We start from the raw sequence: 16,421 nt of genomic DNA, 5'->3' as shown, positions 1-16,421 counted from the left end.
GAGGATCGGTGGCGGGCCGCGACCGACCCAGGCGGCAACCCGCTCCGCGCCCCGCTGAGTCCGGACCGAGGCGGGATCCACGGGGAGCGGGTGCCGACCGTTCACCGGGTCGCGCGGCCCGCCCGGCGCCCGTACTCCGCCCGAATCAACGCTCGTACAGGGACTCGATCTCCTTCGAGAGGTCCCGCGCGATCCGGTCCCGGCGGAGTTTCATCGACGGGGTCAGGTGGCCCGTCTCCTCGGTGAAGTCGGCCGGCAGGACGGTGAAGCGGCGGATCGACTCCGGGCGGGAGACCAGCTTGTTCGCCTCGTCCAGGGCCCGTTGCAGGACCGCGCGCAACTCCTTGTCGTCCAGTAGGAGTTCCACCGGCACCGGGTGCTTGCCGAGCATCCGGCGCCAGTGCGTGAGGCCGTCCGGGTCGAGGGTGATCAGGGCCGCGACGTACGGGCGGCCGTCGCCGACCAGCATCACCTGGGAGATCAGCGGGTGCTGGCGCAGCCAGTTCTCCAGCGGGGCCGGGGCCACCGACTTGCCGCCCGCCGTGATCAGCAGTTCCTTCTTGCGGCCGGTGATGGTCAGATAGCCCTCGTCGTCCAGCTCGCCGATGTCGCCGGTCGGCAGCCAGCCGTCCCGGGTCGCCGGGACGACGCCGCCGGCCTGAGGGTCCCAGTAGCCGCGCAGCACGTGGTCGCCGGCGAGCAGGATCTCGCCGTCCGCCGCGATCCGCACCCGGGTGCCGGGCAGCGGCCAGCCGACGGTGCCCAGGCGGGGCTTGAGCGGCGGGGTGACCGTGGCGGCGCCGGTCGTCTCCGTGAGGCCGTAACCCTCGAAGATCTCGATGCCGGCGCCCGCGTAGAAGGCGGCCAGGCGGCGGCCGAGCGGGGAGCCGCCGCAGATGGCGTACCGGACCCGGCCGCCCATCGCGGCGCGGATGCGGCGGTAGACCAGGGGGTCGTAGCAGGCGCGGGACGTCTTCAGGGCCCGGGACGGGCCGGGGCCGGTACCGGTCTGGCGGGCCTCCAGCGCCTCGCCGTAGCGCCGGGCCACGGCCGTCGCCCGGTCGAACACCGCGCCCCGGCCGCCGACCTCGGCCTTGGCCCGCGCGGAGTTGAACACCTTCTCCAGCAGGTAGGGGATGGTCAGCAGGCAGGTCGGCCGGAACGCGGCCAGGTCCGGCAGCAGGTCCTCGGCGGCCAGGCTGGGGGCGTGGCCGAGGCGGACCCGGGCGCGGACGCAGGCGATGGCCACCATGCGACCGAAGACATGGGACATGGGCAGGAAGAGCAGCACCGAGGGCTCGTCGTCCCTGGCCTTGAACACCGGGTGGAGCAGCTCGATCGCGTTGTCCACCTCGGCGAAGAAGTTGCCGTGCGAGAGAGCGCAGCCCTTGGGGCGGCCGGTGGTGCCCGAGGTGTAGACGAGCGTGGCGAGGGTGTCGGGGCCCAGCATGCCCCGGCGTACGGCGACTTCGGCCTCCGGCACCCGCGCGCCTGCCTCGGCCAGGCGGTCCACATGGTCCTTGTCCATCACCCACAGGTGGCGCAGGTCGGGCAGGTGCGGAAGCTCGGGGCCGAGGGCGGCGGCCTGGCCGGCGGTCTCGGTGACGAGGGCGACGGCGCCGGAGTCGTACAGGATCCAGCGCGTCTGGAAGACCGAGGAGGTCGGGTACACCGGGACCGTGACCAGGCCGGCGGCCCAGGCGGCGAAGTCGAGCAGCGTCCACTCGTAGCGGGTGCGGGCCATGACGGCGATCCGGTCGCCGGGCTGGAGGCCCTCGGCGATCAGGCCCCGGGCCACGGCGAGCACCTCGGCGGCGAAGGCGGCGGCCGGTACGTCCGTCCAGTGGCCCTCGCGGTCCCGGCGGCTGAGGACGGTGGCGCCGGGGGCCGCCGCCGCGTTGTCGAACGGCAGGTCGGCGAGGGAGCCGTGGGTCACGGGTGGCGCGAAGGGCGGTACGGCGGCCTCGCGTACGGCGCCGTCCAGGCGGCGGGTGTGCGGCTCGACGAGGAGGGGGCGGCCGTCGTGGTCCGTGGCGGCGACGGGGACGTTCCGGTGCGGTGGGGTGGACACGGGCGGCTCCTCGGGACGTACGGGTCCGTGCCGGGCTTCGGCGGTACCGGGTGGCGTGCGGGTTCGGGGGGTGCCGGGTGCTCCTGCTGCCGACGCGGGGCCGCGCCCCGGACCCCGGCCACGCCCAACCCGCCACCCGGTCCGGTCAAGGGCGCTCCAGGATCGCCGTCACGCCCTGCCCGCCCGCCGCGCAGACGGAGATCAGGCCCCGGCCCGGACCCCGGCGCTCCGACAGGAGTTTCGCCAGGGTCGCCACGATGCGGGCGCCGGTCGCCGCGAAGGGGTGGCCCGTGGCCAGGGAGGAACCGGCGACGTTCAGGCGGGCGCGGTCCACCGGCGGCAGCCCCCGCTGCTCCCAGGCCGCCAGCGTGGCCAGCACCTGGGAGGCGAAGGCCTCGTGGACCTCGATCAGGTCGACGTCGGACAGCGACAGCCCGGTGCGCTCCAGCAGCCGCGGGACCGCGTGGGCCGGGGCCATCAGCAGGCCGTCCTTGCCGTCGGCCACGTCGCCGTGCGGGAAGTCGACGGCGGCCGTCTCGTACGCGGTCAGGTAGGCCTGCGGGGCCAGGCCGCGCGCCTCGGCCCACTCCTCGCTCGCCAGCAGCACGAGGGCCGCGCCGTCGGTGAGGGGGGTGGAGTTGCCGGCGGTCATGGTGGGATCGGGGTGGCCGAGGCCGAACACCGGGTTCAGGCGGGCGAGTTGGCCGGGGGTCGAGTCGGGGCGCAGGTTCTGGTCGCGGGCCAGGCCCCGGAAGGGGATCACCAGGTCGTCGAAGAAGCCCAGTTCGTAGGCGGCGGCCAGCCGCTGGTGGCTGGTGGCCGCCAGTTCGTCCTGCGCCGCGCGGCCGATGCCCCAGGCGCGGGCCGTCACCGCCGCGTGCTCGCCCATCGACAGGCCCGTGCGCGGCTCCGCGTTGCGGGGGATGTCGGGGACCAGGTGGGCGGGGCGGACGCGGGCCAGGGCCTTCAGGCGGGCGGCCGTCGAGCGGGCCCGGCGGGCTTCGAGGAGGATGCGGCGCAGGTGGTCGTTGACGCCGAGGGGCGCGTCGCTGGCCGTGTCCGCGCCGCCCGCGACCGCCGACTCCGTCTGCCCGAGGGCGATCTTGTTGGCGGCGGCGATGACGGCCTGCAGTCCGGTGCCGCAGGCCTGCTGGAGGTCGTAGGCGGGGGTGCGCGGGTCCAGGCGGGAGCCGAGGACGGTCTCGCGGGCGAGGTTGAAGTCCCGGCTGTGCTTGAGGACCGCCCCGGCGACGAACTCGCCCACCGCGCCCGCCCCTTGGAGGCCGAAGCGGTCGGACAGGCCGTTCAGGGCCGCCGTGAGCATCTCCTGGTCGGAGGCGGTGGCGTAGGGGCCGTCGGAGCGGGCGAACGGGAGGCGGGTGCCGCCGACGACCGCGACCCGGCGGGCCCGGGGTGGCTCCAGGGGACTCATCCGGCTCCGCTCCTCACCCGTCGCGGTGGCTTCACCCACGGCGGTGGCCCACCTCTGCTTACCTCCGGTAACCTTACTCCAGAGTAAGGAAATACCAGCCCCTCGGCACCGAACCCGCACGGGAGTCGCACATGGCCGACCGCTATCTGAGCCTCACCGGCACGGCGCCGGGCCGCTTCCTCACCCGCCGCCTGGGCCTGCCCCAGCCGGCCGAGCTGCGCCGCTGGTCGACCGAACACCCCGTACTGCCGGGCCCGTTGCTGCACCTCACGGCCGGCACCTCCGCCCTGGACCTCGCCCCCGTCCTCGACCGCACCGGCCTGCCCCGGGACGGAACCGGCACCCCGGCCGCCGTCGTCCTGGACGCCACCGGAGTCCGGGACGTCGACGCCCTCGCCGGGGTCCACGCCGCCCTGCACCCCGTCGTACGGTCCCTCGTCACCAGCGGCCGGGTGCTGGTGCTGGGCGCCCCGCTCGACCCGGCCGACCACCACCAGGCCGCCGCCCAGCAGGCGTTGGAGGGCTTCACCCGCTCCCTCGGCAAGGAGATCGGGCGGGGCAGGACCGTCAACCTGGTACGGCTCACGGACCCGGCGGCGGCCGAGTCCACCCTGCGCTTCCTGCTCTCCCCCAGGTCGGCCTACGTCAGCGGCCAGGTGATCGAGGTGGCCGGCGGCCCGGTCACCGCGCCGGCCGACTGGGAGCGCCCGCTCACCGGACGGACCGCGCTGGTCACGGGGGCCGCCCGGGGCATCGGAGAGGCCGTCGCCGGGGCGCTGGCGCGGGACGGCGCCCATGTCGTCGTCCTGGACGTGCCCGCCGCCGAGGCCGACGCCCGCCGGGTCGCCGAACGGCTCGGCGGCACCGCCCTCGCCCTCGACATCACCGCCGCCGACGCCGGTGAGCGGATCGCCGCCGCGCTCCCCGCCGACCTCGACGTCCTCGTCCACAACGCGGGCATCACCCGGGACCGGCGCCTGGCCAACATGCCCGCCGAGCGCTGGAGTCCGGTCCTGGAGGTCAACCTCGGCAGCGTGCTGCGCGGCACCGACGCGCTGCTCGCCAAGGGCGCCTTGCGCGAGGGCGGCCGGATCGTGGCCACCGCCTCCATCGCCGGGCTCGCGGGCAACGCGGGCCAGACCAACTACGGCGCGAGCAAGGCGGGCATCGTGGGTCTCGTACGGTCCCTCGCGCCGCGCGCGCTGGCCGAGCACGGGGTGACGGTGAACGCGGTGGCGCCCGGGTTCATCGAGACCCGGATGACGGCCGCCGTCCCGCTGGTCATCCGGGAGGCCGGGCGCCGGATGAACTCCCTGGCGCAGGGCGGGCTGCCCGTGGACGTCGCCGAGACCACGGCCTGGCTCGCGCATCCCGCCTCCGGCGCGGTCAACGGCCAGGTCGTCCGGGTGTGCGGCCAGTCGCTGCTGGGGGCCTGATGAACGCCGTCACGCTGACCTCCCCACCCGCGCTGGCCCCGCTGCTGGCCCGGGGCGCCCTGCACTCCCCCTTCAAACGGCCCGCGCCCGACGCCGACTTCCCGCGCACCCGGCTGGTGCTGCCGGGTCTGCGGGTCGACCTGGCGAAGCTGGCGGCGTACGAACGGGTGTGCGGCTTCGCCTGCGCCGGGGACGCGCTGCCGGTCACCTATCCGCACGTGCTCGGCTTCCCGCTGGCCATGCGGCTGATGAGCGGCCGGGACTTCCCGCTGCCACTGCTCGGCCTGGTGCACACGTCCATCGAGATCGTCCGCCGTGGCGTGACGCCCGCGACCAGCACGTACGAACTGGCCGTTGCTGTGAAGGAGTTGGTCCCGCACCGGCGCGGCACCGAGGCCGTCGTGCTGACCGAACTGCGGTCGGGGGACGCGGTGGTGTGGGAGTCCCGCAGTACCTATCTGGCCCGGCACCGCACGCTCGCCTCGGCGGGGGCCGGGGGTGGTACCGCCGCCGACGCGACGCTGCCGGTCGTCGAGGAGTGGCGGCTCGGCGGGGACGTGGGACGGCGGTACGGGGCGGTGTCCGGCGACCGCAACCCGATCCACCTGTACCCGCTCACCGCCCGGCTCTTCGGCTTCCCCCGCGCCATCGCCCATGGCATGTGGACGGTGGCCCGCTGCCTGGCCGCCCACGGCACTCCTCAGACGGCGGTGGTCCGGGCCCGCTTCCTGGCACCGGTGCTGCTGCCGGGGGCGGTGACGTACGGCGCGGACGGGACGGGGCGGTTCGAGTTGCGGGGTGGAGGTGGGGGCGAGCAGCTTCATGTCGCCGGGGAGGTGCGGGCGGGGTAGGGGCGGGGGGTGGAGGTGGGCTGCCGGGTGCGGGTGCGTGGGGGTTGCTCGCGCAGTTCCCCGCGCCCCTGAGGGAGCTGCAGTGAGCCGACCTCAGGGGCGCGGGGAACTGCGCGACCAGCCACGAACTACCCGCATCCGGCATTCCACACCACACCGCTACCCCTCCCCCGCCGGCGGCACCCACCCCCGCCCCTCCCTCAGGGCACCCAGCCCCGACCAGGCGAAGTTCATCAGCGTGGCCGCCGCCTGCCGGGCGGTGACGCCGGGGGTGGTGTTGGCCCACGCCGCGAGGGACTCGGCCGCCCCCACCAACGCCTCGGCGAGACCGGCGACCTCGCGCTCGGGGAGGTCGGGATCGCGGTGGGCCTCCCTCGCCGCGACCGCGATCAGCCGGGTCACGAACGCGACGATCTCCTCGCGCATCGCGGCGACCTCGGCCGCGAACGGCTCCCCGTGCGTGCGGGCCTGCGACCGGAGCACCGACCAGCCGTCGGGGTGCTCGGCGGTGTGCGCGAAGAACGCCCGCAGTCCCTCCCAGAGTTGCCGGTCGGCGGGCAGGTCCGGACGGACTCCCTCGCGCACCGCCCGGGTCAGCGCGGTGGCCTCCCGGCGGAGGCACGCGGTGAACAGGTCTTCCTTGGAGTTCAGGTACAGATACACCAACGGCTTGGACACGCCCGCCAGTTCGGCGATCTCGTCCATCGAGGCGGCCCGGTACCCCCGCCGGCCGAAGATCCGTACGGCGGCGTCGAGCATCTGCCGCTCCCGCACCGCACGCGGCATCCGCTTGGTCTTCACGGCACCCATGGCGGCAAGCCTAATCGGGCGCCCGCCCCCCGCGAGGCCCCCGCGAGGTCAGGAAGCCTGGCGCTGCACGTGCCCGGCGTCCTCGGTGTCCTCCTGGCTGCGGTTGGCCTCCAGGTTGGCCTTCATCCGCTCGACCCGGCCGGCGACCCGTACGGAGGCCCGGTCCCGCTCCTTGCGCAGCACCACCCAGCTGATCGGCGCGGACAGCACCAGGGCCAGCAGCAGGACCCAGAAGAAGTTGGCGTTGCCGGCGCCGTAGCCGCGCGGGAAGATCCCGGAGTAGACGGCTCCCCAGACGACCACGAGGCAGCCGGCGAAGATGCCGAGGCGCATCAGCGTGTAGCGGAGCATCTCAATCCACTCTTCCCTGTCATACGAACGGTCGGACAACCCATATCGGGCATCGTCCAGTGAAGCACGCCCGATCGGCGATCTTCGCAGGGGGTGGCGGGCCTCACGTCAGCGGCAGCAGCATGGTGATGTCGTCGCGGTCGTCGTCGGCGCCGCAGCGGATGGCGCCGGGCACCCGGCCGACCTCCTTGTAGCCGCAGGAGCCGTAGAAGCGCTCCAGGCCGAGGCCGCCCCGGCAGCCGAGCCGGATCGCCTCGATGCCGTCGAAGGAGCGGGCCGCGTCCTCGGCCGCCGTCATCAGGTCGCGACCGTACCCCTGGCCCTGGTGCCGGGGGTGGACCATCACCGTGTAGAGCCACACCCAGTGCCGTTGGAGCCGGTGCGTGTTGAAGGAGAAGAAGGCGGTCGCCGCCACCGCGCCCGCCTCGTCGTGCCCGACCAGCAGCCGGTGCCGGCCCTCGGCCATGGCCGCGAGGTGCCGCACCAGGTCGGGGCGTATCTCCTCGCGGCTCACGGGCGCCACGAAGCCGACGGCTCCGCCCGCGTTGCTGACGTCCGTCCACAGGTCGAGGACGCCGTCGCGCAGGGCGGGGGTGACCGCGGGGTCCAGGGTGAAGGTAAGGGGCATGCGGGGATGGTATCTATTACGCCAGGGTGCGTACAGCCACTTTAAGATCGGCCAGCAGACCTTGGTAGGCGTCCTCACGGTCGTCGGCCCGCAGCACGGCCGACGGATGCACGGTGGGGACGAGCCGCTCGGGGCGGCCGTGGATCTCCCGTTCCAGCACGGTGCCGCGCACCTCGCCGACCCGGAACGACGAGCCCAACAGCGCCTTGCCGGCCGTCGCGCCCAGCACCACGATCAGCTCGGGTTCCACGAGCGCCAGCTCCGCCGCCAGCCAGGGGCCGCAGGCCGTCATCTCGCGCAGGCTGGGGGACTTGTGGATACGGCGCTTGCGGGGCTCGGCCCGGGTGAACTTGAAATGCTTGACGGCGTTGGTGACGTACGTCTCGGCGGGGTCGATGCCGGCCTCCGCGAGGGCCTGGTCCAGCAGCTTTCCGGCCGGCCCGACGAACGGCCTGCCCTGCCGGTCCTCCTGGTCGCCGGGCTGCTCCCCGACGAGCATCACGCGGGCGTCGGTGTTCCCGGCACCGAAGACGGTCTGCGTGGCGTCCCTGTGCAGGGGGCAGCCGTGGCAGCCGGCGGCGGCTTCGCGGAGACCCGGGAGACCGGCGCCCTCGGGGACGAACGGCTCCGCGGTGTACTGGTCCTCGGGTGCCTTGGTGCCGGGCATGGCCGCCGGGTACCCCTCGGTGGTGCGGGGGAACCGAGGGGTGGGTTCGGTCTCCGGCCGGGATCCCGTCCTCAGACCCGCATCGGCTGCGGAGCGTCACGTCGCGCCGGGTCCGGGCCCTCGTACTCGCGGATGATCTCGTAGCGCGTGTTGCGTTCCACCGGGCGGAAGCCCGCGTCGCGGATCAGGTCGAGCAGGTCCTCGCGGGTCAGCTTGTTCGGCGTGCCGTAGTTGTCCGCGTCGTGGGTGATCTTGTACTCCACGACCGAGCCGTCCATGTCGTCGGCGCCGTGCTGGAGGGCGAGCTGGGCGGTCTGCACGCCGTGCATGACCCAGAAGACCTTCACGTGCGGGACGTTGTCGAACAGCAGCCGGGAGACGGCGAAGGTCTTCAGCGCCTCGGCGCCGGTGGCCATCTGGGTGCGCGCCTGGAGGCGGTTGCGGACCTTGCCGTCCTGCATGTCCACGAAGTCGTGCTGGTAGCGCAGCGGGATGAAGACCTGGAAGCCGCCGGTCTCGTCCTGGAGTTCCCGCAGCCGCAGCACGTGGTCGACCCGGTGCCGGGGCTCCTCGATGTGGCCGTAGAGCATGGTGCACGGGGTCTTCAGACCCTTCTCGTGCGCCAGCCGGTGGATGCGGGACCAGTCCTCCCAGTGGGTGCGGTGGTCCACGATGTGCTGCCGGACCTCCCAGTCGAAGATCTCCGCGCCGCCGCCGGTCAGCGACTCCAGGCCCGCGTCGATCAGCTCGTCCAGGATCTCGGAGGCCGACAGTCCGCTGATCGTCTCGAAGTGGTGGATCTCCGTCGCCGTGAACGCCTTCAGGGAGACGTCCGGCAGGGCGGCCTTCAGCTCGCGCAGGGAGCGCGGGTAGTACCGCCAGGGCAGGTTCGGGTGCAGGCCGTTGACGATGTGCAGCTCGGTGAGGTTCTCCGACTCCATCGCCTTGGCGAGCTTGACGGCCTCCTCGATGCGCATCGTGTACGCGTCCTTCTCGCCCGGCTTGCGCTGGAACGAGCAGTAGGCGCAGGAGGCCGTGCACACGTTGGTCATGTTGAGGTGCCGGTTGACGTTGAAGTGGACCACGTCACCGTTCTTGCGGGTCCGCACCTCGTGCGCGAGGCCACCGAGCCAGGCCAGGTCGTCCGACGCGTACAGCGCGATGCCGTCCTCGCGGGTCAGCCGCTCACCGGAACGGACCTTCTCCTCCAGCTCGCGCTTGAGCCCGACGTCCATGCCCACACCTTTCTCCGACAGCTCGGCCAACGGTATCCCTAGACCTCTTCGGGCAACTCGCCGACCCGGTTCTCCCACTTCGTGGACAGCACGATCGTGGTACGGGTGCGCGAGACGCCCTTGGTGCCGCTCAGCCGGCGGATCGTCTTCTCCAGCCCGTCCACGTCCGTGGAGCGCACCTTGAGCATGAAGGAGTCGTCGCCGGCGATGAACCAGCAGTCCTCGATCTCCGGCAGGTCCCGCAGCCGCTGCGCGACGTCCTCGTGGTCGGCGGCGTCGGACAGCGAGATGCCGATCAGGGCGATGACCCCGAGGCCGAGCGAGGCCGAGTCGACCGTGGCGCGGTACCCGGTGATGACACCGGCCGCCTCCAGCCGGTTGATGCGGTCGGTGACACTGGGTCCCGACAGGCCGACGAGGCGTCCCAGCTCGGCGTAGGAGGCCCGGCCGTTCTCTCTCAGGGCCTGGATGAGCTGCCTGTCCACCGCGTCCATGCGATCGAAGCCTTCCGGTGAAGAGTTCCGAGGTGAAGTGAAGCGAAGTGATGAGAGGTGCTGAGGGTTCTACTGGTCGGGCCGGCCGACGCCCAGGTCGCCCCGCCACCGCCGGTACAGCTGGTGCCCGACGCCGGCCGCGTCCAGCACCCGTCCGGCGACGAAGTCCACCAGGTCCTGGATGTGCGTGGCGCCCGCGTAGAAGGCGGGCGAGGCCGGTACGACCGTGGCGCCGGCGTCGTCCAGCGTGACGAGGTGCCGCAGGGTCTGGCCGTTCAGCGGGGTCTCGCGCACCGCGACGACGAGGGTGCGGCGTTCCTTCAGGGTGACGCTCGCCGTCCGCTGGAGGAGGTCCTTGGACAGGCCGAGGGCGACCCCGGCCACGCAGGCGGTTGAGGCGGGCACGATCAGCATGCCCTTGGCCGGGTACGACCCGGAGGACGGCCCGGCCGCGAGGTCGCCGGCGGGCCAGTACCGGACGCCGCTGACGTCCACGTCGAAGGTGCCGGGCTTGCCGTCGGCGCCCCGGGCCAGCCACTCCCGCAGGTCCTCCTGCCAGTGGGCGTCCCGGAAGGCGATCCCGGTCTCGTCCAGCAGGGTCAGCCGCGAGGCCCGGCTGACCACCAGGTCCACCGCCTCGCCGGCCGCCAGCAGGCCTCGCAGCACGGCAGCCGCGTACGGCGTCCCGGAAGCTCCGGACACCCCCACGATCCAAGGCACGCGCTGCGATTCTCCTGCGTTCACACCTTGAGCGTACCGGTGGGTCGGGGATCGCTCAGGAGGGGTTGCCCGCCTCGGGGTCCACGGGCAGCCGGCTGGTGTCCAGCGTGAGGCTCGCGAGCTTCGTCTCCACGGTCAGCTCGCCCCCATACGCAAGCGTGTCCCGGCCCAGGTATCCGTCCGGTCCGGGGTTCCACAGCGTGTGGAGGTGCCCGGTGCGCGGATCGAAAATCAGGTAGTTCGGGATGCCGCGAGCCGCGTACTGCTTGTTCTTGACCTCGTAGTCGTTGCGGACGCTGCTCGGAGAGACCACCTCGATCGCCAGTTCCACGAGATCGGGCGGATAGCAGGTGAGGTTGCGGTTCTTCTCGGCCGCCGGAATGACGGCGAGGTCCGGACAGAACTCGAAGTCGTCGCTGAAGGGGATCGCCACATCGCTGATGAAGCCCCACTCCGGACCGAGCTGTGCTTCGAGCTGAGCCCACAACCTCATGATCGTCTCGTTGTGGAACGGCCTGAGTGGACTCATCACGATGCTGCCCTCGACAATCTCCGTCACATAGCCGGGGAACATGTCCTCCAGCTTGCTGAGCTGCGAGTGCAGGCGGTCGATGCCCGAGACGGTCACGCTGGCCTCCCTGGGGTCCTGCCCTCGATGGTAGGCCGCACGGTAGTCAGACGGTCAGACCCCGGACCAGGAGGTCGAGCAGCGCGCACACGAACAGGGCAATGCCGATGAACCCGTTGACGCTGAAGAACGCCCGGTTCAGGCGGGACAGGTCGTGCGGGCGGACGATGCGGTGCTCGTAGACGAAGGCGCCCGCGACGACCAGCAGGCCCAGCCAGAAGAACGCGCCGGCGTGGGTGGCGAGGGCGTACCAGACGAACAGGGCCGTGGTGACGGTGTGGCAGGCCCGCGCGCCCCAGATCGCCGCCGGGATGCCGAAGCGGGCCGGCACCGACCGGACGCCGATCTCGCGGTCGGTGTCCACGTCCTGGCAGGCGTAGATCAGGTCGAAGCCGCCGATCCAGACGCCGACGGCGAGCCCGAGGATCACCGCGTCCCAGGACCAGGTGCCGGAGACGGCGAGCCAGCCGCCGATCGGGCCCATGGCCTGGGCGAGACCGAGGATGGCCTGCGGGAAGTTCGTGAACCGCTTGCCGTAGGGGTAGACCACCATCGGGACCACGGCCACCGGCGCGAGGGCCAGGCACAGCGGGTTGAGCAGGGCCGCCGCGCCGAGGAAGACCACCAGGGCGACGACGGCGCCGGTCCAGGCGTGCCGGACGGACATCGCACCGGTCACCAGCTCGCGGTGCGCGGTGCGCGGGTTCCGGGCGTCGATCTCGCGGTCGATGATCCGGTTGACGGCCATCGCGAACGTGCGCAGGCCGACCATGCAGACGGTGACCAGCAGCAGCCGGCCCCAGTGGATGTTCTCGTCCCACTGGAACATCGCGGTGAGCGCGGCGATGTAGGCGAAGGGCAGCGCGAAGATGGAGTGCTCGATCATCACCAGGCGCAGGAACGCCTTCGTGCGGCCCGGCTGCCGTGGGATCGCGGCGGAGGCGCTGGTCACAGGCCGTACTCCTTCCAGCGGCGGTCCACCAGGGCCGCCGTATCCGGGTCCGAGAGGACCATCTCGGGCCATCCGCCGTCGCGGGTGTAGCCCTCCTCCGGCCATTTCCGGGTGGCGTCGATGCCCGCCTTGCCGCCCCAGAACTGCTGGTAGGAGGCATGGTCCAGGTGGTCGACGGGGCCTTCTACGACGGTGAGGTCGCGGGCGTAGTCGGTGTTGCCGAGGGCCCGCCAGGCGACCTCGTGGAGGTCGTGGACGTCGCAGTCGGCGTCCACCACCACGATCAGTTTCGTCAGGGACATCATGTGCGCCCCCCACACCGCGTGCATCACCTTCTGCGCGTGCTTCGGGTACTTCTTGTCGATCGAGACGATCGCGCAGTTGTGGAAGCCGCCGGCCTCGGGGAGGTGGTAGTCCACGATGTCCGGGACGATGATCTTGAGCAGCGGCAGGAAGAACCGCTCCGTGGCGCGGCCGAGCGGGCCGTCCTCGGTGGGCGGGCGGCCGACGACGATCGACTGGAGCAGCGGCCGCTTTCGCATGGTGACGCAGTCGATGGTCAGTGCCGGGAAGGGCTCCTGCGGGGTGTAGAAGCCGGTGTGGTCGCCGAAGGGGCCCTCGGGCAGCATCTCGCCGGGCTCCAGCCAGCCCTCCAGGACGACCTCGGCGTTCGCCGGGACCTGGAGCGGGACCGTCTTGCAGTCGACCATCTCGATCCGCTTGCCCGCGAGGAACCCGGCGAACAGGTACTCGTCGATGTCGCCGGGCAGCGGCGCGGTGGAGGCGTAGGTGACGGCGGGCGGGCAGCCGAAGGCGATCGCGACCGGCAGCCGCTCGCCCCGGCGGGCGGCCACCTGGTAGTGGTTGCGGCTGTCCTTGTGGATCTGCCAGTGCATGCCGATGGTGCGCCGGTCGTGCCGCTGGAGCCGGTACAGGCCCAGGTTGCGGATGCCGGTCTCCGGGTCCTTGGTGTGGGTCAGGCCCAGGTTGAAGAAGGAGCCGCCGTCCTGGGGCCAGGTGAACAGCGCCGGGAGCCGGTCGAGGTCGACGTCGTCGCCGCGCAGGACCACTTCCTGCACGGGGGCGTTGTCGGGCTTGACCTTCCGCGGCGGCACGTGGGCCATCGCGCCGAGCTTGCCGAAGGCCTCGCGCACGCCGACGAAGCCGTGCGGCAGCTCGGGGCGGAGCAGGCCGCCGATCTTCTCGGAGATCTCGCCGTACGACGTCAGGCCCAGCGCCTTCAGCAGCCGGCGGTCGGTGCCGAAGACGTTCATCGCCAGTGGCATCGCGGAGCCCCTGACGTTCTCGAAGAGCAGCGCCGGGCCGCCCGCCTTCTGCACCCGGTCGACGATCTCCCCGACTTCCAGGTGGGGGTCGACCTCGGCCTTGATGCGCTTGAGGTCACCCTCGCGCTCCAGCGCCCGCAGCAGGGAGCGAAGATCGTCGTAAGCCATGTGCCCCAGTATCGGCCACCGGCTACCCGGGACCGGTCACCGGGGCGGGTTCCGCGGGGGCGGGGGCCGCCGGACCGCGGCGCCGGGGCGGCGGGACGCGCCCGCTGCGGGCCGCCGACGGGGCCGAGGACGACAGGAACGGCACGGCAGAGAGCGGGACAGGCCACCCGGCCGGGCCCGCGCGACCCGGGAGCGGTCGCCGGGGCGAGGCAGACGCCGGCCGCCGACCGGCGGGGGCGGGGGCCGCCGGGCCGAGGGCGCCGGGGCGGCAGGACGCGCCCGCTGCGAGCCGCCGACGGGGCCGAGGACGACAGGAACGGCACGGCAGAGGACGGGACAGGCCACCCGGCCGGACCCGCGCGACCCGGGAGCGGCCACCGGAGCGAGGCAGACGCCAGCCGCCGACCGGCGGGGGCGGGGGCCGCCGGGCCGCGGCGCCGTGTCGCACCGGCCGCCGACCGCGAGGCCGTGCCCCGGCGCCGTGTGGCACCGGCCGGGACGGCGAGCCGGCGCGGTGCGGCCTCGGCGGGCCGCTCGGGAGGGCGAGGAGCGGGACGGGCGACGCCGTCCTGCGCACCCGCTACCCTGGCCCGGTCACCGGGGCCGTCTCACACTGTCGGGAGAGCGCACGACCATGCTCAGGTATCTGCCCGTCCTGCTGGTCCTGGCGCTGTGGATCTACGCGTTCGTGGACTGTCTGAACACCCCGGAGGACGACGTCCGCCATCTGCCCAAGGTGGTGTGGGTGATCATCGTGCTGCTCTTCGGCGAGGTGCTGGTCGGTCCGGTCGCCTGGCTGGTCACCGGCAAGGTGCGCCACGGCGCGGGGCGGCGGAGCGCGGGCGGCGGCTGGGTGGCGCCGGACGACAACCCGGAGTTCCTGAAGTCCCTGGAGAAGCCGAAGAGCGACGACTGAGCCGTGGAACTCCGGCTGCTCGTCACCTTCGAGAAGGTCGCCACCGTCCTCAGCTTCACCCGGGCCGCGACCGAGCTGTCGTACGCCCAGTCCAGTGTGACCGGTCAGGTCCGCGCCCTGGAGTCGTCCCTCGGGGTGGAGCTGTTCGACCGGCTCGGCAGCCGCATCCGGCTCACCGACGCGGGTGCGCGGCTGCTGCCGTACGCCCGGCAGATCATCGAGCTGTCCGAGGAGGCCCGCGCGGCCGTCACCGAGCCGGCCGAGCCGTCGGGCACGCTGACCGTCGGCACCATGGAGTCGCTGACCTCCTACCGGCTGCCGCCGCTGCTGGAGTACTTCCACCACCGCCACCCGAAGGTGCGGATCGCGCTGCGCACCACCATCGGCGACGAGACCCGGCAGGCGCTGCGCCAGGGCACCTACGACGTCGGGTTCCTGATGGAGGAGCGGACCGCGCACCCGGGCCTGGAGACGGCCGTGCTGGCGGTGGAGCCGCTGGCGCTGGTCGCGGCGCCCGGGCACCCGCTGACCGGGCGGCCGGTGACGACGGCCGACCTGACCGGCCGCGCCCTGCTGGCGACCGAGCCGGGGTGCGCCTACCGGGACCTGTTCGAGCGGGAGCTGGCGGCGCTGGAACCGGTGGAGTTCATGGAGTTCGGCACGATCGAGGCGACCAAGCGCGCGGCGGCGGCCGGCCTCGGGGTGGCGTTGCTGCCCGAGGTGACGGTCGCCGCCGAACTCGCGGAGGGCTCCCTGGTACGGCTCGCCTGGGAGCCGCCGTTCACGCTTCGGACGCAGCTGGCGTGGCGGTCCGGGAAGCGGCTTCCGGCGCACGTGCGGCTGTTCGTGGAGCAGGCGCGGCAGCTGGTGTCCGGGCCAGGGTGACCTTGAGGCTGGCGGCCACGATCAGCGGGACGCCGAGGGCCTGGACGAGCCCGATGTGGTGGCCGTAGACCGCCCAGTCCATGACCATGGCGACGGCCGGATAGACGAAGGCGAGGACGGCGATCTTTGCGGTGGGCAGCTTGGCGTAGGCGGCGTACATCAGGACGTACATCACGCCGGTGTGGATGAGGCCGAGCCCGGCCAGCCAGCCCCAGTCCCAGCCGGTGCCGCGCATCGCGCCGAAGTCGGCGAAGGGCAGCAGCAGCGGGATGCCGACCAGGACCTGCACGAGGGCGATCAGGTGCGGACGGACACCGGTGATGCGCTTGGTGACCAGGGTGGACAGGCCGTAGAGCAGGGCGGCGAGCAGGGCCTGCCCGATGCCGGTGAGGTAGGAGCCGCCGCCGGTGAAGTCGGCCGGGGTGACGCCGGAGACCAGGACCAGGCCCGCGAAGGCGACCCCGATCCAGCCGGCCTTGGCGGCGGTCAGGCGCTCGCGGAACAGCAGGGCGCCGAGCAGCACCACGTAGAACGGCTGGGTGTGGTAGACGACCGTCGCCACCGAGATGGACGTGTTGCGGTACGACTCGAAGAGCAGCACCCAGTTGAAGACGATGAACACCCCGCCGAGCACGGCGAGCCCGAGGGTGCGCGGGGTGAAGCCGTGGCCGCGCAGCCAGCCGCGGGCGACGACGTAGGTGCCCAGCGCCAGGGCGCCGAACAGGACACGGAAGAAGACGACGTTGAAGGGCGAGGCGCCCGACTCGACGACGAAGAGCCCGAGGGTGCCGGAGAGCACCATCGCGATCGTCAGCTGGGCCGTGCCCTTGTTCTCTGGGGTCATGCCCATGACGCTACGAGCGGATGAAGGCGCAGGTCCACGCGCTGCTG

Annotated in this window: 17 protein-coding genes; 4 read left to right on the top strand and 13 right to left on the bottom strand. The window is 72.8% G+C overall.

Features of this window, described 5'->3' with window-relative positions; genetic code table 11:
- Positions 1-145 precede the first annotated feature (145 nt).
- Together NX794_RS16815 and NX794_RS16810 are read right to left on the bottom strand one after the other, a co-directional pair.
- Complete coding sequence (locus tag NX794_RS16815) at positions 146-2,071, bottom strand: AMP-dependent synthetase/ligase (protein ID WP_258779371.1); 1,926 nt, start codon at positions 2,069-2,071, stop codon at positions 146-148.
- Positions 2,072-2,216: 145 nt separating this feature from the next.
- Positions 2,217-3,503, bottom strand: coding sequence for an acetyl-CoA C-acetyltransferase (locus NX794_RS16810; protein ID WP_258779370.1), 1,287 nt, complete (start codon positions 3,501-3,503; stop codon positions 2,217-2,219).
- Between the two features lie 131 nt (positions 3,504-3,634).
- On the opposite strand from NX794_RS16810, the gene NX794_RS16805 reads away from it, so the two are divergent.
- Positions 3,635-4,939: a 3-oxoacyl-ACP reductase gene (locus tag NX794_RS16805; RefSeq protein WP_258779369.1), complete on the top strand. Its 1,305-nt coding sequence runs from the start codon at positions 3,635-3,637 to the stop codon at positions 4,937-4,939.
- Positions 4,939-5,790: a MaoC family dehydratase gene (locus NX794_RS16800; RefSeq protein ID WP_258779368.1), complete on the top strand. Its 852-nt coding sequence runs from the start codon at positions 4,939-4,941 to the stop codon at positions 5,788-5,790. Before NX794_RS16805 ends, NX794_RS16800 begins: the two co-directional genes overlap by 1 nt.
- Before the next feature lie 159 nt (positions 5,791-5,949).
- Here NX794_RS16800 and NX794_RS16795 read toward each other — a convergent pair whose 3' ends face one another.
- The 10 genes from NX794_RS16795 to NX794_RS16750 all read right to left on the bottom strand — a co-directional run bounded on the left by NX794_RS16795 (position 5,950) and on the right by NX794_RS16750 (position 13,729).
- Positions 5,950-6,600: a TetR/AcrR family transcriptional regulator gene (locus tag NX794_RS16795; protein ID WP_258779367.1), complete on the bottom strand. Its 651-nt coding sequence runs from the start codon at positions 6,598-6,600 to the stop codon at positions 5,950-5,952.
- 48 nt (positions 6,601-6,648) lie between these two features.
- On the bottom strand, positions 6,649-6,951 hold the full coding sequence (locus NX794_RS16790) for a DUF4229 domain-containing protein (protein ID WP_258779366.1): 303 nt from the start codon (positions 6,949-6,951) through the stop codon (positions 6,649-6,651).
- Positions 6,952-7,054: 103 nt separating this feature from the next.
- The gene (locus NX794_RS16785; RefSeq protein WP_258779365.1) at positions 7,055-7,579 is read right to left on the bottom strand and encodes a GNAT family N-acetyltransferase; all 525 of its coding nucleotides are present in this window, start codon (positions 7,577-7,579) and stop codon (positions 7,055-7,057) included.
- Between the two features lie 16 nt (positions 7,580-7,595).
- Positions 7,596-8,246 (bottom strand): UdgX family uracil-DNA binding protein, encoded by a 651-nt coding sequence (locus tag NX794_RS16780; protein ID WP_258779364.1) that lies wholly within the window; start codon positions 8,244-8,246, stop codon positions 7,596-7,598.
- 71 nt (positions 8,247-8,317) lie between these two features.
- Entirely contained in the window at positions 8,318-9,481 is a 1,164-nt protein-coding gene (mqnE, locus tag NX794_RS16775) for an aminofutalosine synthase MqnE (RefSeq protein WP_258779363.1), read from the bottom strand.
- Between the two features lie 38 nt (positions 9,482-9,519).
- Positions 9,520-9,975, bottom strand: coding sequence for an Lrp/AsnC family transcriptional regulator (locus NX794_RS16770; RefSeq protein ID WP_143628098.1), 456 nt, complete (start codon positions 9,973-9,975; stop codon positions 9,520-9,522).
- Between the two features lie 69 nt (positions 9,976-10,044).
- A complete protein-coding gene (locus tag NX794_RS16765) occupies positions 10,045-10,695 on the bottom strand; it encodes a UbiX family flavin prenyltransferase (protein WP_258779362.1) in 651 nt (216 codons plus the stop codon).
- Positions 10,696-10,750: 55 nt separating this feature from the next.
- Positions 10,751-11,323, bottom strand: coding sequence for a Uma2 family endonuclease (locus NX794_RS16760; RefSeq protein ID WP_258779361.1), 573 nt, complete (start codon positions 11,321-11,323; stop codon positions 10,751-10,753).
- A 46-nt stretch (positions 11,324-11,369) separates the two neighbouring features.
- Positions 11,370-12,275, bottom strand: a complete 906-nt coding sequence (gene mqnP, locus NX794_RS16755) for a menaquinone biosynthesis prenyltransferase MqnP (RefSeq protein WP_258779360.1) — start codon at positions 12,273-12,275, stop codon at positions 11,370-11,372.
- Positions 12,272-13,729: a menaquinone biosynthesis decarboxylase gene (locus NX794_RS16750; RefSeq protein ID WP_258779359.1), complete on the bottom strand. Its 1,458-nt coding sequence runs from the start codon at positions 13,727-13,729 to the stop codon at positions 12,272-12,274. Before NX794_RS16750 ends, mqnP begins: the two co-directional genes overlap by 4 nt.
- 634 nt (positions 13,730-14,363) lie before the next feature.
- Between NX794_RS16750 and NX794_RS16745 the strand changes: the two genes are divergently transcribed.
- Positions 14,364-14,645: a PLD nuclease N-terminal domain-containing protein gene (locus NX794_RS16745; protein ID WP_258779358.1), complete on the top strand. Its 282-nt coding sequence runs from the start codon at positions 14,364-14,366 to the stop codon at positions 14,643-14,645.
- Positions 14,646-14,648: 3 nt separating this feature from the next.
- Positions 14,649-15,530: a LysR family transcriptional regulator gene (locus NX794_RS16740; protein ID WP_258779357.1), complete on the top strand. Its 882-nt coding sequence runs from the start codon at positions 14,649-14,651 to the stop codon at positions 15,528-15,530.
- Here the strand turns inward: NX794_RS16740 and NX794_RS16735 are convergent.
- Entirely contained in the window at positions 15,427-16,374 is a 948-nt protein-coding gene (locus NX794_RS16735; protein ID WP_258779356.1) for a DMT family transporter, read from the bottom strand. The two genes, NX794_RS16740 and NX794_RS16735, sit on opposite strands and share 104 nt — an antisense overlap.
- Positions 16,375-16,421: the final 47 nt, after the last annotated feature.

Source organism: Streptomyces pyxinicus (assembly GCF_024753135.1).
GTDB lineage: Bacteria > Actinomycetota > Actinomycetes > Streptomycetales > Streptomycetaceae > Streptomyces > Streptomyces pyxinicus.
The sequence above is the reverse complement of the archived record's forward strand: the minus strand, read 5'-3'. Positions and strand labels throughout refer to the sequence as shown.